This is a genomic window from Pseudomonas sp. St386, from assembly GCF_018325865.1.
GTDB classification, from domain to species: domain Bacteria; phylum Pseudomonadota; class Gammaproteobacteria; order Pseudomonadales; family Pseudomonadaceae; genus Aquipseudomonas; species Aquipseudomonas brassicacearum.
This window is the reverse complement of record NZ_AP021900.1, coordinates 1,329,995-1,355,004: the sequence shown is the minus strand read 5'-3', so window position 1 is coordinate 1,355,004 and position 25,010 is coordinate 1,329,995. Positions and strand designations below refer to the sequence as shown.

Here is a 25,010-nt window from a genome sequence, read left to right as displayed (position 1 = left end):
CAAACCAAGAAAAGACCTACAGAGAACTTTGGAGCAGGCCTTTAGGATGGGCTCACGTCAATGTCGACGTACTGAAAAGGAATTCAGCATGAACATCATCACGTTAACCCTGCAACTGCCCGAAGGCTTTCAACTCCCGGAAGCCGCTCGCACCGAAGTCAGTGTGCAAAATGCTGCCGGCGCTCAGATCAGCGCCAGCGGCGGCCAGGGTTCCAACATGGCGCCTAAGGAGCCAGTGGCCCAGCAGCCTTGGCAATATCGCTTTCTCCTCGACCCCAAGACGACGCCCGTAGGGGAGGAACTCTCGGTCAAGGCACAAGCGTACGAAGGTGACACCGCGCTTTTTCTTGAAACCGAACAGGCCTTCACCTGGGATGGCGGCAATCAACACGTTGACATCCTGCTGAGCCTGGCGCCAGCATCGCTGGCTGAAACTGTTCAAGCGCCCGCGTTCGGTTCCTGAACCGCGACGTTACGAATGGATGCTTGGACGCAAATCCGCTAAATGCTCATTGACGCCCGCGTGGCTGGCGTCAATGAGCCAGGTGCTTCCAATGAAAAAACTCGCTCTGCTTGCATCCATGGCGCTACTGGCCGCTTGCCAATCGACACCCCCACCCTCCGCGTCCCTCGATGGCGAAGTCTTCTATCTGCAGCGCATTGCCCTGCCGCCCAACGCTACCTTGAGCGTGAGCCTGCAGGACGTTTCCCTGGCCGACGCCCCTGCGGTGGTACTCGATGAGCAGAGCGGCCCGATCAAAGGCCAGGTCCCACTGCCGTTCCACCTCAGTTATGATCCGGCCCAGGTCAAGCCCGGGCATCGTTATGCCGTGAGTGCCCGCATCGAAGTGGACGGCCAGTTGATGTTCATCACCACTGAACAACACGCCGTGCAACTCGATGGCAAGGATCCGCAGCCGTTGAAGATCCGCGTCAACGCCGCACGCTGATTCCTTTTTCAAACTTTCATCAAGGACGCCATCATGCTTCTTTCAACCTTCCGTTTCACCAGCCTGTGCGCAGGCCTGCTGATCTGCGCCAATGCCATGGCCCTGTCCCTGGGCGACCTGTCGCAAAAAGACGCCACGGGCGGACTCAAGGACGCCTTGACCCAAGGCGCGCAGGTAGCGGTCAAGCAACTGGGCACACCCGGCGGCTTCAGCAACAACCCGGATGTGAAGATCGAACTGCCGGGCAAGCTCGGCAAAGTCGCCAGCAAGATGAAAGCCTTCGGCATGGGTGATCAGGTCGATCAACTGGAAACCAGCATGAACCAGGCCGCCGAAGCTGCGGTGGTCCAGGCCCAGCCGATCCTGGTCAATGCCGTGAAGAACATGAGCGTGGACGATGCCAAGGGCATTCTCAGCGGCGGCCAAGACTCCGCCACGCAATACCTGAACAAGAGCAGCCGCGAGCAGATCCGCGCCAAGTTCCTGCCCATCGTCAAGCAAGCCACCGACAAGGTCGGCCTGGCGCAGAAATACAATGCCTTCGCCGGCCAGGCCGCGACCTTCGGCGTGCTGGACGCCAAGAGCGCCAACATCGAAAACTACGTGACCGAGCAGGCGCTGGACGGGTTGTTCGAGATGATCGGCAAGCAGGAAGCCACCATTCGCCAGAATCCGGCGGCTGCGGCGACCAGTTTGGCGAAGAAGGTTTTCGGTACGCTCTGAGTCTCAATCCGAAACAACTGTGGGAGCGAGCTTGCTCGCGATGGCGGTATTGGCTTCAACATCTTGGTTGACTGTTACACCGCTATCGCGAGCAAGCTCGCTCCCACATTGGATCTGTTCTGGCCTCTGAACGCCTCAGGTTTTCTTGACCCTGAACCACGCCGCATACAACGCCGGCAGGAACAACAGCGTCAACGCCGTCGCCACAATCAACCCGCCCATTATCGCCACGGCCATCGGGCCGAAGAACAGGCTGCGTGACAGCGGGATCATCGCCAGCACCGCCGCCAGTGCGGTGAGCACAATCGGGCGGAAGCGGCGTACCGTCGCTTCGATGATCGCCTGCCAGGGCGACAGCCCCGCCTTGATGTCCTGTTCGATCTGGTCCACCAGGATCACCGAGTTGCGCATGATCATCCCCGACAGCGCGATCGTGCCGAGCATGGCGACGAAACCAAACGGCTGGCGGAACATCAACAGGAACAGCGTGACACCGATCAACCCCAGCGGTGCGGTGAGAAACACCATGACGGTGCGTGAGAAACTGCGCAGTTGCAGCATCAGCAAGGTCAGCACCACCACGATGAACAACGGCACCCCGGCGTTCACCGATTTCTGGCCGCGGGCCGAATCCTCTACCGTACCGCCCACCTCCAGCAGGTATCCGTCCGGCAGTTCTGCACGAATCGGGTCCAGGGTCGGGAAGATCTGCTGCACCAAGGTCGCCGGTTGTTCCTTGCCGTAGATATCGGCCCGTACGGTCACGCTCGGCAAGCGGTTGCGGTGCCAGATCACGCCTTCTTCGAAGCCGTATTCCAGGGTCGCAATCTGCGACAGGGCAACGCTCTTGCCGTTGTCGGTCGGCACCGCCAGGCTCGGCAGCAACGACAGTTCGGTGCGCTCATGCACCGTGCCACGCAGCAGGATTTCGATCAGCTCGTTGTCTTCCCGATACTGACTTACGCTGGAGCCAGTGAGGGAGCTGCGCAGGAAACTCGCCAGGTTGGCCGTGCTCACGCCCAGGGCTCGGGCGCGGTCCTGGTCGACGTTCAGGTACACCACCTTGCTCGGCTCTTCCCAGTCCAGGTGCACATTGGTCACGTAAGGGTTTTCGCGAACTTTCTCCGCCACTTTGCGCGCCAGGGCGCGAACCTTTTCGATGTGTTCGCCCGTGACGCGGAACTGCACCGGGTAGCCGACTGGAGGGCCGTTTTCCAGACGGGTGACCCGCGAGCGCAGGGTCGGGAATTGTTCGTTCAGGGTCGAGATCAACCAACTGCGCAAAGGCTCGCGGTCTTCGATGGTCTTGGCCAGCACCACGAACTGGGCGAAGCTGGACGCTGGCAATTGTTGATCCAGCGGCAGGTAGAAACGCGGCGAACCGGTGCCGACGTAGGCCACGTAATTGTCGATGCCCACGTGGTCCTTGAGCAGCGCTTCAAGGCGCTTGACCTGCTCGGCGGTGTTGCTCAGGGAGGCGCCTTCCTGCAGCTTCAGGTCGACCATCAGTTCCAGCCGCCCCGATGCCGGGAAGAACTGCTGCGGCACGAAACGGAACAACACCACCGAGCCGACGAACAACAGCACGGTCAGGATGATGACGGTTTTGCGACGACGCACGCACCACTCCACCATCCGCCGGACACGCTTATAGAACGGCGTGCCGTACGGGTCGGTCTGGCCGTCAGCCGTGCCATGTTTGGCCGCGTGAATTTTCGCCAGGTCCGGCAGGAGCTTTTCCCCCAGGTAAGGCACGAACACCACGGCAGCCACCCAGGACGCCAGCAGCGCCAGGGTCACGACCTGGAAAATCGAACGGGTGTATTCGCCGGTGCCCGATTGCGCAGTGGCGATTGGCAGGAAGCCAGCCGCGGTGATCAACGTACCGGTGAGCATCGGGAATGCCGTGCTGGTCCACGCGAAACTGGCGGCCTTGATCCGGTCGAAGCCCTGCTCCATCTTGATCGCCATCATCTCCACCGCGATGATCGCGTCGTCCACCAGCAGCCCCAGTGCCAATACCAGCGCACCGAGGGAAATCTTGTGCAGGCCGATACCCAGGTAATACATCGCGGCAAACGTCATTGCCAGCACCAGCGGGATCGCCAGGGCCACCACCATCCCAGTGCGCAGCCCCAAGGAGAAGAAGCTCACCAGCAACACAATCGTCAGAGCTTCCACCAGCACCTGGACGAACTCACCAACCCCGGTCTTCACCGCCGCCGGTTGGTCCGACACCTTGCGCAATTGCATGCCGGCCGGGAGCGTGTTCTGGATCCGGGCAAAATCGACCTCGAGGGCCTTGCCCAACACCAGGATGTCACCACCTTCCTTCATGGCCACGGCCAGGCCAATGGCGTCTTCGCCCATGAAACGCATGCGTGGCGCCGGTGGATCGTTGAACCCCCGGCGCACATCGGCCAGATCGCTGATGCGGAACGTACGATCGGCAACCCGGATCGGGAAGTTGCGGATCTCTTCCACGGACTGAAAATTCCCGGAAACCCGTAGCTGCAATCGCTCGCTGCCGGTTTCGAAGAAGCCGGCGGTCGATACGGCGTTCTGCTCTTCCAGAGCCTGCTGGACCGCCGCCAAGGGCAGGCCGAGGGTCGCCAGCTTGACGTTCGACAGCTCGATCCAGATCTTCTCGTCCTGCAAACCGAGCAGCTCGACCTTGCCCACGTCCTTGACCCGTTGCAGCTGGATCTGGACGCGATCGGCGTAGTCCTTGAGCACGGCGTAGTCGAAGCCGTCACCGGTCAGCGCATAGATGTTGCCGAAGGTGGTGCCGAATTCATCGTTGAAAAATGGCCCTTGGATACCCGGCGGCAAGGTGTGGCGGATGTCACTGATCTTCTTGCGTATCTGGTACCACAGCTCGGGAATCTGCACCGAATGCAGGGAGTCGCGGGCCACGAAGGTCACCTGGGACTCGCCCGGACGGGAGAACGAGACGATCCGTTCGTAATCGCCGGTTTCCATCAGCTTCTTTTCAATGCGCTCAGTGACCTGACGCGAGACTTCCTCGGCCGTGGCGCCCGGCCAGTTGGTGCGGATGACCATGGCCTTGAAGGTGAACGGTGGGTCTTCGCTCTGGCCGAGCTTGGTGTAGGAAAGCGCGCCAACGATCGCCAGCAACAGCATCAGGAACAGTACAATCTGGCGGTTGCGCAGCGCCCATTCGGAAAGATTGAAACCCATCGGGGATTACTCCTTGGCCGTCAGGTTGACCACGCGGTTGGAGCGATCCACCGGCCGCACCTGCTGGCCGTCGAGGAGCACATGCACGCCGGCCGCCACCACCCAGTCATCTGGGTTGAGGCCTTCAAGCACCGGAACGGTCTTTTCGCCGAAGGCGCCGACCCGCACCGGGACTTTTTTCAGGGTGTTGTTGGCGTTGACCACCCAAACGTACGTCGCGCCATTTTCAGCCGTCAGGGCCGACAAGGGCACCGACAGCGGCACCTTGTCGGCAGTCTGGATAAACACCCGGGCGCTCTGGCCCAGCTCGGCCGGGACACTGCCAGCGGTGAAGGCCACACGGGCGGCGAAGGTACGGGACTTGGGGTCGGCGGCCGGCGAGAGCTCGCGAATACGTCCGCTGAAACGCTGGTCGGGCTGGCTCCACAGTTCGACCGAAACCGGCTGGCCGATCTTGAACCGGCCAAAACCCTGTTCCGGCAGGCTGATCAGCACTTCACGCTCGCCGTCGGTCGCCAGGGTGAACACCGTTTGACCGGCCGCCACCACCTGCCCGACCTCCACCGAACGCCGCGCAACCACGCCATCCTGGGGCGCACGCAGCACCGAATAGCTGGCCTGGTTGTTGGCGACGTCGAACTCGGCCTTGATCTGCTTGAGCCGCGCGGTGCCGGAGCGGTAAAGGTTTTCGGCATTGTCGTACTGGGAGCGGCTGACCATCTGCCGTTCCATCAAGGTTTTGTAGCGGTCACGCTCGGCGCGCACCAGATTCAGGTTAGCCTCGGCGGCAGCGACCTGGGCACGGGAGGCCTCCAGTTGCAGGCGCACATCTTCGGGATCGAGTTCGGCCAGTGGTTGATTGGCCTTGACCCGCTGGCCCTCTTCGACCAGTCGTCGGCTCACCTTGCCGCCAATGCGAAAGGCCAGGTCGGGCTCGAACCGTGCTCGCACTTCACCGGGGTAACTGTCCATCGCCTGGGTTGAAGGTTGTGGTTTCACCACCAGGGCCGGGCGCACGGCGACCGGGACCGGCTCGTCATGACCGCACGCAGACAATAAAAAAGCCAGGGTGACTGGCACGGCGAGGGGCAAGGCATAGCGGAACATGGCGAGTGACCTTTCGCTAATGGTGCTTGGAATAATTATACTGGCGAGTATGTTATTAATAGCAAACTCACCAGTCCAGTATTAAAGCGAAGAAATGTCGAACAATCCTCCAATCCCTTCCGGCCCCGGCCGTCCCAAGGACTTGGCCAAGCGCCAGGCCATTCTCGACGCGGCGAAGAAACTGTTCATGCATCTGGGTTATGCCAGCACCAGTATGGACGCCGTCGCCACTGAGGCGGGCGTGTCGAAACTTACGGTCTACAGCCATTTCAAGGACAAGGAGACGCTATTTTCCTCCGCCGTGATCGCCAAGTGTGAGGAACAGGTACCGACGCTTTTTTTTGAATGGCCTGACGGCGTTCCGATCGAAAATGTGTTGTTGAACATCGCTCGCGGTTTCAACCAACTGATCAACAGCGACGAATCGCTGAATCTGCATCGGTTGATCATGGCCTTGGGTAGCCAGGACCCGAAGCTGTCGTCGATTTTCTTCGAAGCCGGCCCGCAACGGATACTCTCAGGCATGGAACGCCTGCTGACCAAGGTCAACCAGCACGGCGCCCTGAGCATCGACAAACCGCGCAACGCCGCCGAGCATTTCTTCTGCCTGATCAAGGGCGCAGCGAACTTCCGCCTGTTGTATGGCTGCGGCGCGCCACTGGAGCCTGAAGCGGCCGAGGCCCATGTGCAGGAAGTGGTGGAGTTGTTTATGCGGGCTTATCGGCCTTAGGCCTGCCACCGGTTTCTCTGACTGAGGTGGACCTGCGGGAGCAAAGCTTTCCCTGACAGAGGTTGACCTGTGGGAGCAAAGCTTTCCCCGACAGAGGTTGACCTGTGGGAGCAAAGCTTGCTCGCGATGGCGGCGCTGCGATCTCTCAGAACACCGCGTCATCGTTCATCGCGAGCAAGCTTTGCTCCCACAGATCATTCTTCTCCGACAGAACACCTTTTCCCACAGATCAGGGCTTGAGCGCTTTCTTCGGGTAGATATCGTAGCGACTGGATTTGCCATCGAGCCCATGACTCGGCTTCGGCCCTTCGATGCACGGAGCCTTGCGTGGGCGCTTGACCACTACCCGGTGGGACGCCAGGGCCAGGGCCGCAGCGAGCAGCGCCGGGGCGTCCGGGTCATCGCCCACCAGAGGGCGGAACAGGCGCATTTCCTTCTTCACCAGGGCGGTTTTCTCCCGGTGGGGAAACATCGGGTCCAGGTAGATCACCTGGGGCGGTTCGCCTTCCCAGTCGCGCATCACTTCGATGGAATTGCCCTTGAGCAAACGCATGCGCGCCACGATCGGCGCCACGTCGAAATCCTCCGCCGCGCGGGCCAGGCCATCCTCCAGCAGGGCCCCAATCAACGGTTGACGCTCGATCAGGCTCATTTCGCAGCCCAGGCTGGCCAGCACAAACGCATCCTTGCCCAACCCGGCCGTGGCATCCAGCACCCGCGGACGCACACCTTGGGCGATACCGACCGCCTTGGCGATCATCTGGCCGCTGCCGCCACCGTACAAACGCCGATGGGCTGCTCCGCCCTCGACAAAGTCCACCCGCACCGGTCCTGGCGCGTCCGGGCCCAGTTGCTGCAACTGCAATCCCTGCTCGCCGATCTGCAAGGCAAACTCGCCATCGTCCACTTGCAAAGGCAGGCCAAGCCGCTCGGCCCAGTGCTCGGCCTGCGATTGGAAGGCCGGGGCCAGGGCCTCGACATGGATGCGGCAGGCCGCGGGTTGCTCACTCATGGAAACATGCTCAAAAAATTAAGGATCGGCAAAAACGGCCGATAACAACGGTGAACGGCATTTTGCCAGAGCTGAGCGTCGACCGAGAAAAATGTCAGACATTCAATCCACATCGATAGGCGTTATCTCCCCTTACGGCGATTACAGCCTGCGTAACACCCAAGCGCTGAGCGGCGTCAGTCACCTGTGGCAGGATTTTTTTGCCCGGGCCCTGGCCGATCAACTGGGTGATAACGCACCGGCACCTGGCAGCTACCAGCCAGTGGCCCTCGATGAAGCGGTTGAACCGACCCTCGGCGCCGAACTGCTGGAGCACATCGTCAGCCAGCGCACCTGCGAAGTGACCGAAACACCGGTCAAGCCGCCTGAGCCGCTGTTCCTGCCCATCGCTGAATTCGAACTCGACCTGCTGGACAAGCCGTTCCCGCCTTTCCCAGCGGAAGAAATCGCCGCCCAGCAAAAACAGCAGACCTTCGAAAGCAATTGGGTTCGCCCACTCGTCCTCACCGCCGGCCAACCACTGCCGGAGCCCGGCCCTGCACCGCAACCGCGCCCACTGCACCTGCCGATTGCCGAGTTCGAACTCGACCTGCTGGACAAGCCGTTCCCGCCCTTCCCGGAAGAGGAATTGGTGGCGCAGCAGAAACAACTGGACTTCGACACCCGCTGGGCACGTCCGATCGTGCTGCAGAACCTGCGCATCGCCGCTTAAATCAGCGACAGATCCACCAAGGCCCCACATCCAGATGAAAATGGTTGCGGTGCGCCGCGTTGTAATCCGGGCTCAAGACCACACTGAACATATCGCAGGCACCGTCGCGGGCCTGACGTAGAAAGCGCGCATCGGCATTGTCCTTGGGCCAGTCCTTGAGCACGCTGACCGTGCGCCCATCGGCCAGGCGAAACCCGGCGATGTCCAGCGCACTGGCAGTGGCGTGCTGGCTACGCGAGCCGTTCTCACGACCGTACATGTTGCGACAGGCGAAACTGCCGAGGTGATCGACTCGCGTCACTTTCTGCCCATAGACCGCCGCTGCCGCCGGCTGCAACCCATGGCGCTCGAACAGCGCGAAGGCCACGGCCAGCGGGCAACTGGCGAGGAAACTGCTGCTCAGCGCTACCTCACCGCCCTGCACCCTCAGCACGTTGGTCAGCGGGCAATCGGTATTGGCGCCGCTGTCAGCCTGGCGAGCGGTGCGCAGCCCCGACGTGGCGAGGGCCTGGTCGCACAGCTGTGGGTCGTTGCGCAGGGCCATGAGCTTGAAACGGGTCAGCAGGTTCGGCGCAAGGTTGACGTCCAGGGGCGCCCAGGGATTCCATTGGGGCGGCACCGCCACCCAGCCGCGCCATACCCCCAGCACTGCGACGCCAACGAGCAGTGCCACGACCGCAAGAACTTTCAAAAACCGCACGATGTTGCCTCGGGCATCAACCCTTGAATAATTGGTTGGCCTGCTTGAACGGCATCGAGCGGCGCGTGAAGGTGAACGTGCCCTGCTGCTGGATTTCCTCGGCGGCGCGGAAGAACTCGCCAAGCGCGGCCAGGGCCAACGCCGATCCGACGCTGATGCGCTTGACGCCCAACTCGCTCAACTGCGCGACGGTCAGGTCCAGCGCCCCGGACATCAGCACATTCACCGGTTTCGGCGCCACGGCCCGCACCACGGCAAGCACTTGCTCGGCGCTGCTCAGCCCCGGGGCGTACAACACGTCGGCACCTGCGTCTGCGAAAGCCTTCAAGCGGCGAATGGTGTCGTCCAGGTCCGGATTGCCGTGCAGGAAGTTCTCCGCCCGGGCCGTCAGCAGGAAGGGATACGGCAGGCTGCGCACCGCGTCGGCGGCGGCCTTGACCCGCGCCACGGCATGGTCGAAGCAATAGATCGGGCTGTCTTCGCGCCCCGTGGCATCTTCGATCGAACCACCCACCGCACCGGCCTGCGCCGCACGGAGCAGGTTACGCGCGCAATCGTCGGGGGCATCGGCAAAACCGTTCTCCAGGTCTACAGCCACGGGCAGGTCGGTGGCCGCCACAATCGCCCGCACATTGGCCAGCGTGTCCTCCAGGCCCAGCGCGCCATCGGGCCGGCCCAAGGAAAAGGCGTGGCCGGCGCTGGTGGTCGCCAGGGTTTCAAAGCCGAGGCTGGCCAGCATCTTGGCCGAACCGGCATCCCACGGGTTGGGAATGACAAAAGCCCCTTCACGTTCGTGCAAGGCCTTGAACGCCTGGGCTCGACGAGTTTGCGCATCCATGTAGTTCGCTCCTGAGCAGAGAAGGAATGGGCCTCAGAGCAAACCCAGTTGCTCGGCGGCGGGCTCTCTATATAGCTCAGGCAGGGCCGGCAATCCAGGCAAACGACTCATCAGGCGAGTGTGGAAGCGTTGCGCGAGTTTGGCCGCCAGCAGGTTGTCGGCGGTGTGCAGGAAGATATAGGGCGTGCGCCCCTCTTCGATCCATCCGGCGATTTTCTCCACCCACGGCGTCAGGAACGGTTCATTGGCTTCCAGCACCGGATGACCGATGAAGCGCACTTGCGGACATTGGGTGAACGCCGCAGGCCGGAGCGGCACGCGAGGCTTTTTCGATTGCGCGTGAAGCACCGCAGGATCAAGCGAGGTGCAACTGAACAAGGCCCGGGGATCGAGACAGATGCGTTCAACACCACGATCGAGCAACAGGCGATTGAGGCGCCGTTCGGCATCGCCCTTGGCGAAGAACTCATCGTGACGGACCTCCACGGCCAAGGGGCGCTGCAAGGCGTCGATGAACCCCGCCAGTTCCGGCAACCGATTCGGGGTGAAGGCCTTGGACAGTTGCAGCCAGTACGGCGAGACGCGCTCACCCAAGGGACTGAGCAGTTGCAGGAAGGTTTCGGTGGCCGTCAGGCGCTCGCGCAAGTCGCCGTTGTGGCTGATGTCACCGGGAAACTTGGCGGTGAAGCGAAAGTGCTCGGGCATGATTTCGGCCCAGCGCTGGACCGTGGCCGCAGACGGGCTGGCGTAGAAGGTCGTATTGCCTTCCACGGCATTGAACACTTGGGAATAGAGATTCAGGAAGTCGGTGCTTTTGGCGTCCTGGGGATAAAGATAATCACGCCAGGCGTTTTCGCTCCAGGAGGGGCAGCCCAGGTAGTAAGGCAAGACCATCAGATGTAGAGATCGAGACCCAGCACTTCCATATCCCAATCGACGAAACCGGCGGTGCTCAGGTAGCTCGCCAGGGCCGTGGCGACACTGCGGCTCATTGCACGGTGATAGAGCATGTCTTGCTGGCGGGCGGGAAGATTGCTCAGGCGTTGCGCGGAGGCTTTGGCGGCACGGGCGGCCAATTGCTCTTCAGACGGGAACTCCAGTTCGCCATCGATATCATCATCGAAGGATTCTTGCTCAGCGATTTTGCCTGCACGAGGCTTGCGCTTGATGGGATAGGACTGGGATGAAAAGCCGTCTATACGCATAACAGAATGCTCGGTATCAATGATGGCAATTTAGCGGCACTTTCGCAGCCGCGCAAATGCGCAAGTGATAACTAGAACACATAAAGCCCAAAAGGTTTAAAAACGGGCTGAAAAAATGACGACTGGCAATATTTGGTGTGACTTTTGGGTGGGGGAATGTCTTTGTGGGAGCAAGGCTTGCCCGCGATGAAGATGACACGGTCTGCCGGGAAACCGAGGCGCCTGTATCGCGAGCAAGCTTTGCTCCCACAAAGGCTGGGTTTATCGCTCGGACTTGGGGGTTGCGACCTTGTCCCGCAAGTACACCGGCTGCGCATCATCGGCCACAATGGCTTCACCACGGGCCCAGGCGAAGCGCGCCAGGGCCAGCAGGTCTTCGGCGTGAGGCAGCAAGGTGGCGTCCTGGCCGGTCAGGCTGACGGCGATGCGCTCGCCGTAGCCCCAGCCGGTACCGGCACCGAACCAATCACCGTCGGCCCCGCTCGGCAACGCCGCTGCTTCGGGCGGCAATACCGCTTCGGCACCCACCAGACGCATCTCGCCGTCGGTTTCGCGATAGCAGCCCCAGTACACCTCGTCCATGCGCGCATCGATGGCCGCTGCGACTTGGCGGGCGCCTTGTTCGCGCAAAGCGCGCTGGGCCAGCACCGCCAGGTTCGACACCGGCAACACCGGCCGCTCCAGGGCAAACGCCAGTCCTTGCACCACGCCGATGGCGATGCGCACGCCGGTAAAAGCCCCCGGCCCGCGACCGAAGGCAATCGCGTCCACTGCCTGCAAGGTCGTCCCGGCATCGCTCAGCAGTTTCTGGATCATCGGCAACAGCTTCTGCGCATGCAGGCGCGGGATCACCTCGTAATGGCTCGTGACCTTGCCGTCGTGCAGCAAGGCAACGGAGCAAGCTTCAGTCGCGGTGTCCAGGGCCAGCAAGGTGCTCATCGATGTGTCCGTAAATCAGGTGGAAAAAAGTGCGCCAGTATAAACAACTACGGCCCGCAAGCGGGCCGTAGTTGATGCAACTGATCAGACTTTTCAGCTCAGCGCTTCGAGCACCTTGCCGGTGATCGCATCGACCGTGCCAACGCCCGGGATGTGGCTGTACTTCGGCTTGCCCTGGGCAGCCGACAGATTCTGGTAGAACGCCACCAGCGGCTTGGTCTGGGAATGGTAGACCGACAGGCGATGACGCACGGTTTCTTCGGTGTCGTCCTTGCGCTGCACCAGCTCTTCACCGGTGACGTCGTCCTTGCCCGCGACTTTCGGCGGGTTGTAGACGGTGTGGTAGACACGGCCGGACGGCTCGTGGACACGACGACCGGCAATGCGCTGGACGATCTCTTCGTCGTCGACCGCGATTTCGACCACGTGATCGAGCTCAACACCGGCAGTCACCAGGGCTTCAGCCTGGGGAATGGTGCGTGGGAAGCCGTCGAACAGGAAGCCGTTGGCGCAATCGGCTTGAGCGATACGATCCTTGACCAGGGCGATGATCAGGTCATCCGACACCAGGCCGCCGGCATCCATGATGCTCTTGGCCTTGACGCCCAGCTCGGTGCCCGCCTTGACTGCGGCACGCAGCATGTCGCCAGTGGAAATTTGCGGGATACCGAATTTTTCGGTGATGAACTTTGCCTGAGTACCTTTACCGGCCCCGGGAGCTCCCAGCAGAATGACGCGCATCGATGTGCTCCTCAATTTTTTTATGTAAAACGCTCGGATTCGCCTCGTGGGGCCAATCTTCGAAAAACAGGATCGTGACCGCCCAAACGGCCAAAGGCTGATCAAGATACACAGCAGGCCCGACCCACACAAGCCGCCGAAAGTCGGAGGAACCCGCGCCCGATACGACCTTCGGAGGGGGTGGCGAGAGTCGCAACCGGGCAACGAACTGTCGCCTGGCCAACCTGTTCCCTCCCCCGACGGACAACGCCCGGGAACGCCGGGCGAGCCGTTTCGGTGCGCTGCCTAACCTTAGCCGGTATTGCGCAAACCGGCGGCAATCCCCGCCACAGACACCAGCAACGCCTGTTCCACGGGGCTGCCCTGGGCTACATCCTGCTGCCGCGAGCGCGCCAACAGTTCGGCCTGCAACAGGTGCAGCGGGTCGAGGTAAGTGTTGCGCAGACGAATGAATTCCAGCGTGGCTGGGCTATGTGCCAGTAGCTGCGACTGACCGGTCAACCCAAGGACCACCGAGCAGGCCTGCGACAATAGGTCGCGTAAATGCGCACCCAAAGGCAGCAGCCCAGGTTCCACCAAACGCTCGTCGTAGGAGCGGGCAATATCGGCGTCGGCCTTGGCCAGCACCATCTCCAGCATGTCGATGCGGGTCCGGAAGAACGGCCATTGCTCGCGCATCTGCCCCAGCAACTCACCTTCGCCACGCTCCAGGGCCTTGCTCAGTGCGGTTTCCCAGCCGAGCCAGGCCGGCAGCATCAGGCGGGTCTGGGTCCAGCCGAAGATCCACGGGATAGCCCGCAGGCTTTCGATGCCACCGGCCCGACGCTTGGCCGGACGGCTGCCCAGGGGCAGGCGCCCCAGTTCCTGCTCGGGGGTGGACTGGCGGAAGTACTCGACAAATTGCGGGTTTTCCCGCACCACGGCGCGGTAGGCCTTGACGCCATCGGCCGCCAGTTCGTCCATCAGGTGCCGCCACTGCGGCGTGGGCGGCGGCGGTGGCAGCAGCGTAGCTTCAAGCACAGCAGCGAGATAAAGGTTGAGGTTCTGTTCGGCGATGTCCGGCAGGCCGAATTTGAAACGAATCATTTCACCTTGCTCAGTGGTACGGAAACGCCCGGCCACCGAACCCGGCGGCTGGGACAGGATCGCCGCGTGCGCCGGACCACCACCACGGCCCACGGTGCCGCCGCGACCATGGAACAACAGCAGTTCGACTTGCTGCTCGCGGCAGATGTCCACCAACCGCTCCTGGGCCCGATACTGCGCCCAGGCCGCCGCGGTGGTCCCGGCGTCCTTGGCCGAATCGGAATAGCCGATCATCACTTCCTGAGGACCTTGCAGCCGCGAGCGATAGCCGGGCAGCAGCAACAGCCGCTCGATCACCGGCCCGGCGTTGTCCAGGTCGGCCAGGGTCTCGAACAGCGGCACCACCCGCATTGGCCGCAACACGCCGGCGTCCTTCAATAACAGCTGCACCGCGAGGACATCGGAAGCCGCACCGGCCATGGAGATCACGTAGGAACCCAGGGATGCCGCTGGCGCCGCAGCCACTTCCCGGCACGTCGCCAAAACTTCCGCCGTGTCAGCCGATGGCTTGAAATGGGCCGGCAGCAGCGGACGCCGGTTGCTCAGTTCCGCCAGCAAGAAGCTGATGCGCTGCTCCTCGTTCCAATCCTCATAGCGCCCCAGGCCCAGGTAGTCGGTTATTTCCGTCATGGCAGCGGTATGGCGCGTCGAGTCCTGGCGCACGTCGAGGCGCACCAGGAACAGGCCGAAGGTCACTGCCCGGCGCAGGCAATCTAGCAGCGGCCCGTCGGCAATCACGCCCATGCCGCATTCGTGCAACGAGTGGTAGCACAGCTCCAGGGGGTCCAGCAGCTCGCGGTTGTGCTGCAACACGTCGGCGCTTGGCGGCGTGGCGGCGCTCAGGGAGGCGTGGGCCCAGTTGCGGGTGGCGCGCAGGCGTTCACGCAGTTGCTTGAGCACTGCGCGATAAGGTTCGGCGCTGTCGCCGGCCTGGGCACGCAAGGCCTCGCTGGCGTGTTGCATCGACAGCTCGGCCGCCAGTTGATCGACGTCACGCAGGTACAGGTCCGCCGCCATCCACCGCGCCAGCAAAAGCACCTCGCGGGTCACGGCGGCGGTGACATTCGGGTTGCCGTCACGGTCGCCGCCCATCCACGAGGCAAAACGGATCGGCGCGGCCTCCAGCGGCAGGCGCAAGCCGGTGGCGGCATGCAGCGCCTGGTCAGCCTTGCGCAGGTAATTGGGAATGGCCTGCCACAGCGAGTGCTCGATTACCGCGAACCCCCACTTGGCCTCGTCCACCGGGGTCGGCCGGGTGCGGCGGATTTCTTCGGTGTGCCAGGCTTCGGCGATCAAGCGTTGCAGGCGTTCGTGAATCTGCGCGCGCTCGGCGCTGGTCAGGTCGCGGTGATCCTGGGCGGCCAATTGCGCGGCAATGGCGTCGTATTTCTGGATCAGCGTACGGCGAGCCACTTCCGTGGGGTGGGCCGTGAGAACCAATTCGATCTCCAGCCGCCCCAATTGCCGGGCCAGGGCCTCTGCGCCATGGCCTTCGGCCCGCAACCGGGCGAGCAACTCGGGCAACACCCGCGCCTCGAAGGGTTCCGGCTGCGATTCTTCGCGGCGGTGGATAAGTTGGTATTGCTCGGCGATGTTGGCCAGGTTGAGAAACTGGTTGAACGCCCGCGCCACCGGCAGCAGTTCGTCCTCGCTCAACTGGTTGAGGCTGGCGCTGAGTTCGGCGTCCACGGAACCGCGTCGATCAGCCTTGGCACCCTTGCGGATCTGCTCGATCTTGTCGAGAAACGTGTCCCCGTATTGTTCACGGATGGTGTTGCCCAATAGCTCACCGAGCAGGTGAACGTCTTCGCGCAAGCGTGCATCGATATCGGTCATCAGCATTTCTCCAGCAAAAAAGTCCGGACAGCTCTTGGATTAGAGAGTGCCGATGCCCACCGTTTCTGACAAGCGACGAAGGGACTTTAAACCTTGCAGGACAAAGCTAGTCTCATGATTAAGCCACACCACGGCTTGTCACTCACCGCGCCTGCCACGAGCAGGCTTATTGAGGTCATCATGAAAATTCGTGAGCTTGCCCAGCATTGGGAAGAAAACGCCAAGGGCCGTCTGACCCAGACTGGCTACACGATTCATCTGGACGTGGAAGCCGCCGCACGGCTGGCGGCGATCTGCGACATGTACCCCAAGCGCCAGCCCGAGGAGCTGCTCGGCGAGCTGATCGGGGCGGCACTGGAAGAGCTGGAAGCAAGCTTCCCCTACATCAAGGGTTCGCAAGTCGTCGCGACCGATGAAGAAGGCGACCCGCTGTACGAAGACGTGGGTCCGACCCCGCGATTCCTCGCCTTGTCCCGGCGGCATCTGCACGAACTTTCCTCGCAGAACGACAAATCCAAACACTGACCGCTTTCATTCCTGGTTGCGACTTTCCGGCGCGATGCTTTCCCACCCGCGCCGGAATACCGCTGCGCGCCTTGAAAGTTCAGCTTTTCTGCGACTGACCGATCAGTCAGTAATTCTTTTGGCGAATGGCCATCTTCGCTGAACTTTTGAAAAACGCCTCGGGTCACACCGAGTAACCATACTGGAACGGTTGTTTAAATAAACGCGCCTTGGCGCCAGCACCAAACCAGACGTCACGGCTTCGGTCCCAGCATGGATTTGTAGTTTTTTCAGGAGTTTTCCAATGGAGTTGAAGCCTATGAATACCTGCACTGCCAAACCCTCGTCCACTGGCCTGCGCGGCTTGAAGTTGGCTGCCCTGGCGATCGGTAGCAGCTTCATTCTCGCCGGTTGCGCCGGTAATCCACCTTCGGAGCAGTACGCGGTTACCCAATCGGCGGTCAATAGCGCCGTCAGCGCCGGCGGTACCGAATTCGCGGCTGTGGAAATGAAATCGGCCCAGGACAAACTCAAGCAGGCCGAAATCGCCATGCATGACAAGAAATACGACGAAGCCAAGCGTCTGGCCGAACAGGCCGAGTGGGACGCCCGCGTCGCCGAGCGCAAGGCTCAGGCCGCCAAGGCCGAACAAGCACTCAAGGACTCTCAGAAAGGGGTTCAGGAACTGCGTCAGGAAGGCATGAACAAGGTTCAGTAAGCCGTTCACGCCACGACGTACTTCTCATTGATAAAAGGACGACAGACTATGATGCACAAACACTTGATGATGCCCGCCCTGCTCGCTGCCTGCGTAGCCCTGGCCGCTTGCTCCCACGACCCTAACGCGAACCTGGAACAGGCACGGACCAACTACAACGGCCTGCAGGCTGATCCAGCGGCGACCAAAGTGGCTGCATTGGAAACCAAGGACGCCGCCGACTTCCTGGCCAAGGCTGACAAGGCCTACATGGACAAAGAAGACGAAGCCAAGGTCGACCAGTTGGCCTACCTGACCAACCAGCGCGTCGAAGTGGCCAAGCAGACCATCGCCCTGCGCAACGCCGAAGCCGAGCTGAAAAACGCCGGTGACGAACGTGCCCGTGCCCTGCTCGATGCGCGTAATGCGCAGATCAAGCAACTGCAGGACAGCCTCAACGCCAAGCAGACCGAACGCGGTACGCTGGTGACCTTCGGCGACGTGCTGTTCGCCACCAACAAGTCCGACCTGCGCGCCAGCGGCATGACGAATGTGAGCAAACTGGCGCAGTTCCTCCAGGAAAACCCGGACCGCAAGGTGATCATCGAAGGCTACACCGACAGCACCGGTTCGGATTCCTATAACCAGTCCCTGTCCGAGCGCCGCGCCAGTTCTGTGCAACTCGCGCTGGTGAAGATGGGCGTCGACCCGGCTCGCATCGTGACACAGGGCTACGGCAAGGAATTCCCGGTGGCTGACAACACCAGCGTCTCGGGCCGTGCCATGAACCGGCGCGTGGAAGTGACCATCTCCAACGACAACCAGCCAGTGGCCCCACGTTCGACCATGAGCGCCAACTGATCGGCTGAGAGCAACAAAAAAGCCCCGCCTGATTTCTAGTCAGGCGGGGCTTTTTTCATGGCCGAATAGGTTTGGCTGTACACAACCCCTGTGGGAGCGAGCTTGCTCGCGATGGCGGCGTGTCAGGCACTATTTATGCTGCTGAACCACCGCTATCGCGAGCAAGCTCGCTCCCACAGGGGTCTCGCTTATGGCTGAAGCTTCTGCGGCGTTTCCTGGCCCATGCAGCGCACCGCGCGTTTCTTCTCGTTGATCAGCACGCCGGTCAGGCCTTTCTGCTCGGTGTCGAACAACACCAGCACACCATCGATGCATTGGGCGACCTGGGGGGCCGGCTCCAGGGAAACCTTGTAGTCCTCGCCCGGTACGGTCTTGAGCATGGTGAACTGGTTGAGCAGCAACGCGTCCTCGGGCTTGGCGAAGTGCAGGTAGCCGTAGTACCACAGCGTCGCAACGGTGCCGAGGATGCTGCAGATACCGGTGATGATCAGGGGGATGGCGTTACGTTCTTCGCTCATTGCGGACTCTCTGGTGATTCAACGGGTGATTTCGGGTAATTCGGGACCTCGCCCAGGCGGCGCAGGCCGTCGAAGTGCTGGGGGTCGTCGAGGTAGCGCAGCATCACGGTGCGCCAGGTTGGGTCGGCGAATGTCTGCACATGGCCGCCGCGTGTCAACTGCAAGACCCGCGGCGGCGGCGCAGCTTGATACAGGCGGATGCCATTGGAAAGGGGCACGATGGGGTCGTCCAGGCTGTGGTAGATCAATTTCGGCACGCCATTCAATTGCGCCACGGAACTGATCGCGCTGTCACCGTCCGGTACCAGCCAGGACAATGGCACCTGGAACGGCCAGGTCAACCACGAGGTGCTCAGGGCAAACCGGCCGACGTCACGATAGCTGGCAGGCACGCCATCGAGCACCAGGGCCTTGAGCTGCCGTTGGCGCTGCGGGTGCTCGACCAGGTAATGCACCGCCAGCGCACCGCCCAGGCTCTGGCCGAGCAGCACCAGAGGCTTGCCCTGCACCTCGGGCGCCTGGTCGAGCCATTGGAACGCGGCGTCAATGTCCTGGTAAATCGCCGGCAGGCTCGGCTCGCCTTCGGACAGGCCATAACCCCGGTAGTCGACCATCAACACCTGGTAGCCCTGCTCCGGCAACCACCAGCTCCCGCCCAGGTGCCAGGCCAGGTTGCCACCGTTGCCGTGCAAATGCAGGACCGTGCCCTTGACCTCCACACCCGGTTTGACCGGCAGCCACCAGCCGTGGAGCTTGAGACCGTCGGCGGTGGTCAGGGTGACGTCGCGGTATTCGAGCCTGGCCCGCTCCGGGGTGAACGGCAGGCCGTGCTCGGGGTAGAACAGCAGGGAGCTGCAACCGCTCAGGGCCAGCAGCAGGCAAATGATGCCGAGGGTTCGCATCCGGTGAAACCTCGCAAGTCAGAAGTAAACGCAGTCCCCCTGTGGGAGCGAGCTCGCTCGCGATAGCGGTGGGTCAGTCACAGCCGTACTGACTGTGCTGACGCTATCGCGAGCAAGCTCGCTCCCACAGGGATTGGTGGTGCGATTAGAGGATATTGGAATAATCCGCTTCGATCCGGTCCAGGCTCAGGTGGTTCAGGAAGTTGGAGAAACACATCCAGGCCGACAGGGCGTTCATGTCGCGGAACTGCTCGGGCAGGTACTTGGGCGGTACGACCAGGCCTTCGTCCACCAGTTGCCGCAACGTGCGCATGTCCTCGAGGGTGGTCTTGCCGCAGAACAGCAGCGGCACCTGTTCCAGCTTGCCCTTGCGCACGGCCAACTGAATGTAGTTGTAAACCATGATGAAGCCTTTGAGGTAGGACAAGTCTTTGGTGAATGGCAGCCCCGTCGGCACCGACCCTCGGAAAACCCGACTGGCGTTGCCGTAACTTTCGGCCATTTCAAAACCCTGCTCGCGGAAGAACTCGAAGACCTGCAGGAAATCGGCGCCCTCCTCCACCATGTGAATGGCCCGGGTGCGGTTGGTCAGTTTGCGCAGGCGGCTCGGGTAGGAGGCGAAGGTGATGATTTCCATCAGGATCGCCAGGCCTTCCTGAGTCACCGTGGACGAGGGTGGGCCCTTGGACAGGAAGGTGCAGATCGGCTGGTTGAGGCCGTTGAGGGTGGTGCCGACGTGCACCAACCCTTCGTGGACTTCCAGCGCTCGTACGTCGCGCTCGTTGAACATCGCATCGGTGCGGATCTTGATGTAGTCCGCGCCCGCCGCTGCGTCGGCCACGATGCCATCGGACTCGAACACCCGGATGGTTTCCTCGGCTTCGCCAAACACCCGGTTGAGGCGGTGTTGCAGCAGGCTGACGGCTTCCTTGGCGCTGAGGACTTTCGGCTCGTCCTTGAGGTCGCCACGGCCATCGATGTTGTTCAGGTAATCGGAGAGCATCAGGCCCAGGTCGGCCAGGGTCGGGTCGCCGGCGTGGAAAGCATCGGAGGCGGCGCCATAGAGCTCCTGGGAGATCAACCCGAAATCCTCGGTGCCACGCGCCTCGAGCATGCGCACCACCATGCGGTATTCCTTGCACATGCGGCGCATGATCTGGCCAACCGGGTTGAACTGCCCAAGCTGGCGGGTGATGTCGCGCTCGATGTTCTGGAACTCCAGCTTCACCTTGCTCGAATCGAAGGACAGTGGCCGGTTGAGGTAATAGTCGCGATCCACCGCGGGCATTTCCTTGCCCTTGGCCTTGAGAAAGCCCTTGCGGATGTTCTCGTCCCACTTCACCGCGTCGAGGATGCGAATCGGCGTTTGCGCCAGCACAATGCGATCGGACAAGGTGCGTATCGTCTGCTGGTAATCGTCCACCCGGAACTCCTGTGAAAAAACGTCCGCTTGTTGCTGTTATTGGGATTTGACCAGCCGCTGGTAGCGCACGGCCTCCGAGAACACATCGGAATTGGCCGGGTCGTCGAGGTAACTGAAAACCTTGTTCATGTCGCTGTCCACTAGCACGCCATCGCCTTCCTCGCTCTGGTTCGGCTGGCCGCTGAGGCGTTTCTGGGCGATGGCCTGGTTGATCTGATCCAGGTCCAGGTTGTAGACCACCAATTCTTGCTTGTCGGTCAACTCGAAACCGGCGATCAAATAATGGCCGCCAAACCGGGCCGGCACCTTGGCTGACACGTACCAGCGGCTGCCATGACGGGAAACGGTCAGCGGGATGGCTTCGCGCTCATGGGGCCTGGCCCTGAAGTAGCTGATGGCCTGGTAGCGGTGCTTGCCGACCTTCGTCAGCTCCAGGTTCAACGGTTCGCCCCAGGCATTGGTGCTGGTCCAGTGACCGAGCAGGCCCTCGGGCGCCGCTTCGCTGTCAGGCAACGGCGCCTTGAACGACACCAGACAACCACTGAGCAGCAGCAACGACACGGCCAGTACAACGGCACGCCAGGCTTTCATTTGAACTCCCTATGGCACACAACGCGTTGATCGTTCCCACGCTCTGCGTGGGAATGCAGCCATGGACGCTCCGCGTCCACTGTGACGCAGAGCGTCACGGGATTCATTCCCACGCGGAGCGTGGGAACGATCAGTTCGGGGTTACACCGACGCCAGTACCAGGTGCATGTAGCGGGTCAGGATGCCGAGCATATCTTCATCGGCTACCGGCTCGGCGCCATTGAGCAAGCCCTGATATTCCATCCGTCCGATAATCGCCGTCAACACTTTGGCATCCTGTTGCGGCTCACGGGAGCCCAATACCTGGAAAAACTGACAGGTGCCGTGCAGCAAAATCTGCTGGTGGGAACGCACCAACACCGCCAGGCGCGGGTTGAGCAGCGCTTCCTGGCGGAAGGCCTGTTCGGCCATCAGGTATTCACGGCGACTGTCCAATTGGTGTTGCACGTAGTCGGCGGTCATCCGGGCAATGTCGTCCGCCAGCTGCGAGCGCGATTGGGCGCTGCCGTCACCGTAAGCGACCATTTCCCGCAGCAGGCCTTCGTTGTTGGTCCACAGCTTGGCCATGAACGCCGCGCTGCGTTCCACATACTGGGCGAAGGTATCGGTGAGCAAGTCATCGATGTCCTTGAAATAATACGTGGTGGCCGACAGCGGCACGCCCGCTTCGGCGGCCACGGCGCGGTGACGCACGGCTCGCACGCCGTCGCGCACCACAATGCGCATGGCCGCGTCGAGAATCTCCTGGCGACGCTGCTCACTGCCCTGTCGGCTGGCCTTGCGGCCCTGGTACTGAACACTTTCAGCGACAGCCGTGGCGACGCCCGCTGCACCTTCTGAAGCCATTGCACGATTCACGACAGGTCTTCCTCGCTCTTTGAAAAAGTAACCAATTGATACGTTTGTACCAGACAGGCAATAAAAAGCCGCCCTTCCAGGCGGCTTTTTAGTTGAAGCACTTACGCTTGAGGCCGCATGTGCGGGAAGAGAATCACGTCCCGGATCGACGGTGAGTTGGTCAACAACATCACCAGGCGATCGATGCCGATGCCTTCGCCAGCGGTCGGCGGCATGCCGTACTCCAGGGCACGCACGAAGTCGGCATCGTAGTGCATGGCTTCGTCGTCGCCGGCGTCCTTGTCAGCCACCTGGGCCATGAAACGCTCGGCCTGGTCTTCTGCATCGTTGAGCTCGGAATAGGCGTTGGCGATTTCACGGCCACCGATGAACAGCTCGAAACGGTCGGTCACGCTTGGGTTCTCGTCGTTACGACGGGCCAGCGGCGACACTTCGAACGGGTACTGGGTGATGAAGTGCGGCTGCTCCAGCTTGTGCTCGACCAGCTCTTCGAAAATCATCACTTGCAGCTTGCCCAGACCTTCGAAGCCGAGCACCTTGGCACCGGCCTTCTTGGCGATGGCGCGAGCCTTTTCGATGTCGTTCAGATCATCGGCAGTCAGTTCAGGGTTGTACTTGAGGATCGAGTCGAACACCGACAGGCGCACGAACGGCTCGCCGAAGTGGAACACCTTGTCGCCGTACGGCACGTCGGTCGTCCCGAGAACAAGCTGGGCCAGCTCGCGGAACAGTTCCTCGGTCAGGTCCATGTTGTCTTCGTAGTCGGCGTAGGCCTGGTAGAACTCGAGCATGGTGAACTCGGGGTTGTGCCGGGTCGAAACACCTTCGTTACGGAAGTTGCGGTTGATCTCGAAGACCTTTTCGAAGCCACCCACAACCAGACGCTTGAGGTACAGCTCCGGCGCGATACGCAGGAACATTTCCATGTCCAGGGCGTTGTGGTGGGTTTCGAACGGCTTGGCCGCCGCACCGCCAGGGATGGTCTGCAGCATCGGCGTCTCGACTTCCAGGAAGTCACGCTTCATCAGGAAGCTGCGGATGTGGGCGATGACTTGCGAGCGCACGCGGAACGTCTGGCGCACGTCTTCGTTGACGATCAGGTCGACGTAGCGCTGGCGATAGCGCTGCTCGGTGTCGGTCAGGCCGTGGTGCTTGTCCGGCAGCGGGCGCAGGGACTTGGTCAGCAGGCGCACGCTGGTCATCTCGACGTACAGGTCGCCCTTGCCGGAACGGGCCAGGGTGCCTTCGGCGGCAATGATGTCGCCCAGGTCCCAGGTCTTGACGGCGGCCAGGGTTTCTTCCGGCAGGGTCTTGCGGTTGACGTAGACCTGGAGGCGCCCGGTCATGTCCTGGATCACCATGAACGAACCACGATCGAGCACGATACGACCGGCCACCTTGACTGGAATCGCCGCCTCGGCCAGCTCTTCCTTGGTCTTGTCCGCATACTGCTTCTGCAAGACGTCGCAGTAGGCGTCGCGGCGGAAGTCGTTGGGGAAGGCCTGGCCCTTGGCGCGCTCGGCAGCAAGCTTTTCCTTGCGCAGGGCGATCAGGGAGTTTTCTTCCTGTTGCAGGGCTTGCGGGTCGAGTTCTAGGTCGCTCATGTCTTTAAGGATTCCATCACAGGTTCGTTGCCCCCGGCCCCGGGCCGGAGTTTGCGGGCGAGTCATGCTCCTTGATGGAAGCATGCCTGCCCGCCGCATGGGTGTCGCGTTACAGCCCTTGTTTGAGGCTGGCGATCAGGTATTCATCGATATCGCCATCGAGCACCTTGTCGCAATCGCTGCGTTCGATGCTGGTCCGCAGATCCTTGATCCGCGAGGCATCGAGCACGTACGAACGGATCTGGTGACCCCAGCCGATGTCCGACTTGGTGTCTTCCAGCGCCTGGGACGCCGCGTTGCGCTTCTGCACTTCCTGCTCGTACAGGCGAGCCCGGAGCATCTTCATCGCGGTGTCTTTGTTGGCGTGCTGGGAACGCTCGTTCTGGCAGCTGACCACGGTGTTGGTCGGTACGTGGGTAATCCGTACGGCCGAGTCGGTGGTGTTAACGTGCTGACCACCGGCCCCGGAGGAACGGTAGGTGTCGATGCGCAAGTCCGCCGGGTTGATCTCGATCTCGATGTTGTCATCGATTTCCGGCGAAACGAATACGGCCGAGAACGAGGTGTGGCGGCGGTTGCCGGAGTCGAACGGGCTCTTGCGCACCAGGCGGTGCACGCCGATCTCGGTCCGCAGCCAGCCAAAGGCGTATTCGCCCTTGATGTGCACGGTGGCGCCCTTGATCCCGGCGACTTCACCGGCCGACAGTTCCATGATGGTGGCGTCGAAACCGCGTTTGTCAGCCCAGCGCAGGTACATGCGCAGCAGGATGTTGGCCCAGTCCTGGGCTTCGGTGCCGCCGGAGCCGGCCTGGATGTCCAGGTAGGCGTTGTTCATGTCCATCTCGCCGCTGAACATGCGACGGAATTCCAGCTTGGCGAGGTTCTCGTCGAGACGTGTCAGCTCGGCGACGACATCGCCGACCGCGCCCTCATCGTTCTCTTCGACAGCCATGTCCAGCAGGTCGCGGCAATCAGCCAGGCCGCTGGACAACTCGTCCAGGGTCTCGACGATCTGCGCCAGCGCAGAACGCTCGCGGCCCAGTTCCTGGGCGTACGAAGGGTTGTTCCAGACATTCGGATCTTCAAGCTCGCGATTGACTTCGGTCAGACGCTCATGCTTTTGATCGTAGTCAAAGATACCCCCGAATAGTTTCGGAGCGCTCGGACAGGTCCTTGATGGTGTTAAGGATCGGGTTGATTTCCATGGCGGGCAGCACTCGTTGGCGAACTTTTGAAAGCCGGCGAGTATAACGTAATCAAGCGCCAGCGGCA

General features: G+C 61.7%; 25 protein-coding genes. 8 read left to right on the top strand and 17 right to left on the bottom strand.

The genetic code is table 11. The features are described 5' to 3' along the window. Window positions 1-88 precede the first annotated feature (88 nt). From KI235_RS05865 to KI235_RS05855, 3 genes are all read left to right on the top strand, one after another. Window positions 89-463 carry a hypothetical protein gene (locus tag KI235_RS05865; RefSeq protein ID WP_013692378.1) on the top strand — a complete coding sequence of 125 codons (375 nt, stop codon included), beginning with the start codon at window positions 89-91 and terminating at the stop codon, window positions 461-463. Between the two features lie 91 nt (window positions 464-554). Further along, entirely contained in the window at window positions 555-950 is a 396-nt protein-coding gene (locus tag KI235_RS05860) for a YbaY family lipoprotein (protein WP_212795589.1), read from the top strand. Between the two features lie 33 nt (window positions 951-983). Further along, complete coding sequence (locus KI235_RS05855; RefSeq protein WP_003198190.1) at window positions 984-1,673, top strand: DUF4197 domain-containing protein; 690 nt, start codon at window positions 984-986, stop codon at window positions 1,671-1,673. Window positions 1,674-1,808: 135 nt separating this feature from the next. On the opposite strand, the gene KI235_RS05850 is transcribed toward KI235_RS05855, so the two are convergent. Together KI235_RS05850 and KI235_RS05845 are read right to left on the bottom strand one after the other, a co-directional pair. Beyond that, window positions 1,809-4,874, bottom strand: a complete 3,066-nt coding sequence (locus tag KI235_RS05850; RefSeq protein WP_003198188.1) for an efflux RND transporter permease subunit — start codon at window positions 4,872-4,874, stop codon at window positions 1,809-1,811. Window positions 4,875-4,880: 6 nt separating this feature from the next. Next, window positions 4,881-5,981 (bottom strand): efflux RND transporter periplasmic adaptor subunit, encoded by a 1,101-nt coding sequence (locus KI235_RS05845; protein WP_003198187.1) that lies wholly within the window; start codon window positions 5,979-5,981, stop codon window positions 4,881-4,883. Between the two features lie 94 nt (window positions 5,982-6,075). Between KI235_RS05845 and KI235_RS05840 the strand changes: the two genes are divergently transcribed. Beyond that, window positions 6,076-6,711 (top strand): TetR/AcrR family transcriptional regulator, encoded by a 636-nt coding sequence (locus tag KI235_RS05840; RefSeq protein ID WP_003198185.1) that lies wholly within the window; start codon window positions 6,076-6,078, stop codon window positions 6,709-6,711. 229 nt (window positions 6,712-6,940) lie between these two features. On the opposite strand, the gene KI235_RS05835 is transcribed toward KI235_RS05840, so the two are convergent. Then, window positions 6,941-7,723: a class I SAM-dependent methyltransferase gene (locus KI235_RS05835; protein ID WP_212795588.1), complete on the bottom strand. Its 783-nt coding sequence runs from the start codon at window positions 7,721-7,723 to the stop codon at window positions 6,941-6,943. Between the two features lie 91 nt (window positions 7,724-7,814). Between KI235_RS05835 and KI235_RS05830 the strand changes: the two genes are divergently transcribed. Then, the gene (locus KI235_RS05830; RefSeq protein WP_003198181.1) at window positions 7,815-8,435 is read left to right on the top strand and encodes a hypothetical protein; all 621 of its coding nucleotides are present in this window, start codon (window positions 7,815-7,817) and stop codon (window positions 8,433-8,435) included. Between the two features lies 1 nt (window position 8,436). Here the strand turns inward: KI235_RS05830 and KI235_RS05825 are convergent, their stop codons facing one another. The 7 genes from KI235_RS05825 to ppc form a co-directional block, all read right to left on the bottom strand. After that, on the bottom strand, window positions 8,437-9,135 hold the full coding sequence (locus tag KI235_RS05825; RefSeq protein ID WP_003198180.1) for an extensin family protein: 699 nt from the start codon (window positions 9,133-9,135) through the stop codon (window positions 8,437-8,439). A gap of 16 nt (window positions 9,136-9,151) precedes the next feature. Next, window positions 9,152-9,973 (bottom strand): isocitrate lyase/phosphoenolpyruvate mutase family protein, encoded by an 822-nt coding sequence (locus KI235_RS05820; protein ID WP_003198178.1) that lies wholly within the window; start codon window positions 9,971-9,973, stop codon window positions 9,152-9,154. A 33-nt stretch (window positions 9,974-10,006) separates the two neighbouring features. Beyond that, on the bottom strand, window positions 10,007-10,867 hold the full coding sequence (locus KI235_RS05815) for a DUF72 domain-containing protein (RefSeq protein ID WP_003198176.1): 861 nt from the start codon (window positions 10,865-10,867) through the stop codon (window positions 10,007-10,009). Further along, window positions 10,867-11,178: a hypothetical protein gene (locus tag KI235_RS05810; RefSeq protein WP_003198174.1), complete on the bottom strand. Its 312-nt coding sequence runs from the start codon at window positions 11,176-11,178 to the stop codon at window positions 10,867-10,869. Before KI235_RS05810 ends, KI235_RS05815 begins: the two co-directional genes overlap by 1 nt. A 261-nt stretch (window positions 11,179-11,439) precedes the next feature. Beyond that, complete coding sequence (gene tsaB, locus KI235_RS05805) at window positions 11,440-12,117, bottom strand: tRNA (adenosine(37)-N6)-threonylcarbamoyltransferase complex dimerization subunit type 1 TsaB (RefSeq protein WP_003198172.1); 678 nt, start codon at window positions 12,115-12,117, stop codon at window positions 11,440-11,442. Between the two features lie 93 nt (window positions 12,118-12,210). Beyond that, a complete protein-coding gene (gene adk, locus KI235_RS05800; protein ID WP_003198170.1) occupies window positions 12,211-12,858 on the bottom strand; it encodes an adenylate kinase in 648 nt (215 codons plus the stop codon). Between the two features lie 291 nt (window positions 12,859-13,149). Continuing rightward, window positions 13,150-15,780, bottom strand: coding sequence for a phosphoenolpyruvate carboxylase (ppc, locus tag KI235_RS05795; RefSeq protein WP_003198168.1), 2,631 nt, complete (start codon window positions 15,778-15,780; stop codon window positions 13,150-13,152). Window positions 15,781-15,960: 180 nt separating this feature from the next. On the opposite strand from ppc, the gene KI235_RS05790 reads away from it, so the two are divergent. From KI235_RS05790 to KI235_RS05780, 3 genes are all read left to right on the top strand, one after another. Further along, window positions 15,961-16,305: a hypothetical protein gene (locus KI235_RS05790; RefSeq protein WP_003198166.1), complete on the top strand. Its 345-nt coding sequence runs from the start codon at window positions 15,961-15,963 to the stop codon at window positions 16,303-16,305. 283 nt (window positions 16,306-16,588) lie between these two features. Beyond that, window positions 16,589-17,002, top strand: a complete 414-nt coding sequence (locus KI235_RS05785) for a DUF4398 domain-containing protein (RefSeq protein WP_003198164.1) — start codon at window positions 16,589-16,591, stop codon at window positions 17,000-17,002. A gap of 51 nt (window positions 17,003-17,053) precedes the next feature. Continuing rightward, window positions 17,054-17,842 (top strand): OmpA family protein, encoded by a 789-nt coding sequence (locus KI235_RS05780; protein ID WP_027913149.1) that lies wholly within the window; start codon window positions 17,054-17,056, stop codon window positions 17,840-17,842. Window positions 17,843-18,030: 188 nt separating this feature from the next. On the opposite strand, the gene KI235_RS05775 is transcribed toward KI235_RS05780, so the two are convergent. The 7 genes from KI235_RS05775 to prfB all read right to left on the bottom strand — a co-directional run bounded on the left by KI235_RS05775 (window position 18,031) and on the right by prfB (window position 24,943). After that, window positions 18,031-18,360, bottom strand: coding sequence for a hypothetical protein (locus KI235_RS05775; RefSeq protein WP_003198160.1), 330 nt, complete (start codon window positions 18,358-18,360; stop codon window positions 18,031-18,033). Further along, window positions 18,357-19,262, bottom strand: coding sequence for an alpha/beta hydrolase (locus KI235_RS05770; protein ID WP_003198158.1), 906 nt, complete (start codon window positions 19,260-19,262; stop codon window positions 18,357-18,359). The genes KI235_RS05775 and KI235_RS05770 overlap by 4 nt, the downstream gene beginning before the upstream one ends. A gap of 145 nt (window positions 19,263-19,407) precedes the next feature. After that, window positions 19,408-20,685 (bottom strand): flavohemoglobin expression-modulating QEGLA motif protein, encoded by a 1,278-nt coding sequence (locus KI235_RS05765; protein ID WP_003185001.1) that lies wholly within the window; start codon window positions 20,683-20,685, stop codon window positions 19,408-19,410. A 36-nt stretch (window positions 20,686-20,721) separates the two neighbouring features. Beyond that, window positions 20,722-21,276 carry a hypothetical protein gene (locus tag KI235_RS05760; RefSeq protein ID WP_003198156.1) on the bottom strand — a complete coding sequence of 185 codons (555 nt, stop codon included), beginning with the start codon at window positions 21,274-21,276 and terminating at the stop codon, window positions 20,722-20,724. Between the two features lie 141 nt (window positions 21,277-21,417). Next, a complete protein-coding gene (locus KI235_RS05755; protein WP_003198153.1) occupies window positions 21,418-22,134 on the bottom strand; it encodes a TetR family transcriptional regulator in 717 nt (238 codons plus the stop codon). Between the two features lie 101 nt (window positions 22,135-22,235). Next, entirely contained in the window at window positions 22,236-23,738 is a 1,503-nt protein-coding gene (lysS, locus tag KI235_RS05750) for a lysine--tRNA ligase (protein WP_003198151.1), read from the bottom strand. A 109-nt stretch (window positions 23,739-23,847) separates the two neighbouring features. Beyond that, a protein-coding gene (gene prfB, locus KI235_RS05745) for a peptide chain release factor 2 (RefSeq protein ID WP_095963568.1) occupies window positions 23,848-24,943 on the bottom strand; the annotation gives its coding sequence in 2 pieces (ribosomal slippage) (window positions 23,848-24,870 and window positions 24,872-24,943; 1,095 coding nt in all). Window positions 24,944-25,010 lie beyond the last annotated feature (67 nt).

Excerpts from the sequence above, each read along its gene's own strand:
- KI235_RS05865 (WP_013692378.1), top strand. The coding sequence starts at position 89 with ATGAACATCATCACGTTAACCCTGCAACTGCCCGAAGGCTTTCAACTC.
- KI235_RS05860 (WP_212795589.1), top strand. The coding sequence starts at position 555 with ATGAAAAAACTCGCTCTGCTTGCATCCATGGCGCTACTGGCCGCTTGC.
- KI235_RS05855 (WP_003198190.1), top strand. The coding sequence starts at position 984 with ATGCTTCTTTCAACCTTCCGTTTCACCAGCCTGTGCGCAGGCCTGCTG.
- KI235_RS05850 (WP_003198188.1), bottom strand. The coding sequence starts at position 4,874 with ATGGGTTTCAATCTTTCCGAATGGGCGCTGCGCAACCGCCAGATTGTA.
- KI235_RS05845 (WP_003198187.1), bottom strand. The coding sequence starts at position 5,981 with ATGTTCCGCTATGCCTTGCCCCTCGCCGTGCCAGTCACCCTGGCTTTT.
- KI235_RS05840 (WP_003198185.1), top strand. The coding sequence starts at position 6,076 with ATGTCGAACAATCCTCCAATCCCTTCCGGCCCCGGCCGTCCCAAGGAC.
- KI235_RS05835 (WP_212795588.1), bottom strand. The coding sequence starts at position 7,723 with ATGAGTGAGCAACCCGCGGCCTGCCGCATCCATGTCGAGGCCCTGGCC.
- KI235_RS05830 (WP_003198181.1), top strand. The coding sequence starts at position 7,815 with ATGTCAGACATTCAATCCACATCGATAGGCGTTATCTCCCCTTACGGC.
- KI235_RS05820 (WP_003198178.1), bottom strand. The coding sequence starts at position 9,973 with ATGGATGCGCAAACTCGTCGAGCCCAGGCGTTCAAGGCCTTGCACGAA.
- KI235_RS05815 (WP_003198176.1), bottom strand. The coding sequence starts at position 10,867 with ATGGTCTTGCCTTACTACCTGGGCTGCCCCTCCTGGAGCGAAAACGCC.
- KI235_RS05810 (WP_003198174.1), bottom strand. The coding sequence starts at position 11,178 with ATGCGTATAGACGGCTTTTCATCCCAGTCCTATCCCATCAAGCGCAAG.
- tsaB (WP_003198172.1), bottom strand. The coding sequence starts at position 12,117 with ATGAGCACCTTGCTGGCCCTGGACACCGCGACTGAAGCTTGCTCCGTT.
- adk (WP_003198170.1), bottom strand. The coding sequence starts at position 12,858 with ATGCGCGTCATTCTGCTGGGAGCTCCCGGGGCCGGTAAAGGTACTCAG.
- ppc (WP_003198168.1), bottom strand. The coding sequence starts at position 15,780 with ATGACCGATATCGATGCACGCTTGCGCGAAGACGTTCACCTGCTCGGT.
- KI235_RS05790 (WP_003198166.1), top strand. The coding sequence starts at position 15,961 with ATGAAAATTCGTGAGCTTGCCCAGCATTGGGAAGAAAACGCCAAGGGC.
- KI235_RS05785 (WP_003198164.1), top strand. The coding sequence starts at position 16,589 with ATGGAGTTGAAGCCTATGAATACCTGCACTGCCAAACCCTCGTCCACT.
- KI235_RS05780 (WP_027913149.1), top strand. The coding sequence starts at position 17,054 with ATGCACAAACACTTGATGATGCCCGCCCTGCTCGCTGCCTGCGTAGCC.
- KI235_RS05775 (WP_003198160.1), bottom strand. The coding sequence starts at position 18,360 with ATGAGCGAAGAACGTAACGCCATCCCCCTGATCATCACCGGTATCTGC.
- KI235_RS05770 (WP_003198158.1), bottom strand. The coding sequence starts at position 19,262 with ATGCGAACCCTCGGCATCATTTGCCTGCTGCTGGCCCTGAGCGGTTGC.
- KI235_RS05760 (WP_003198156.1), bottom strand. The coding sequence starts at position 21,276 with ATGAAAGCCTGGCGTGCCGTTGTACTGGCCGTGTCGTTGCTGCTGCTC.
- lysS (WP_003198151.1), bottom strand. The coding sequence starts at position 23,738 with ATGAGCGACCTAGAACTCGACCCGCAAGCCCTGCAACAGGAAGAAAAC.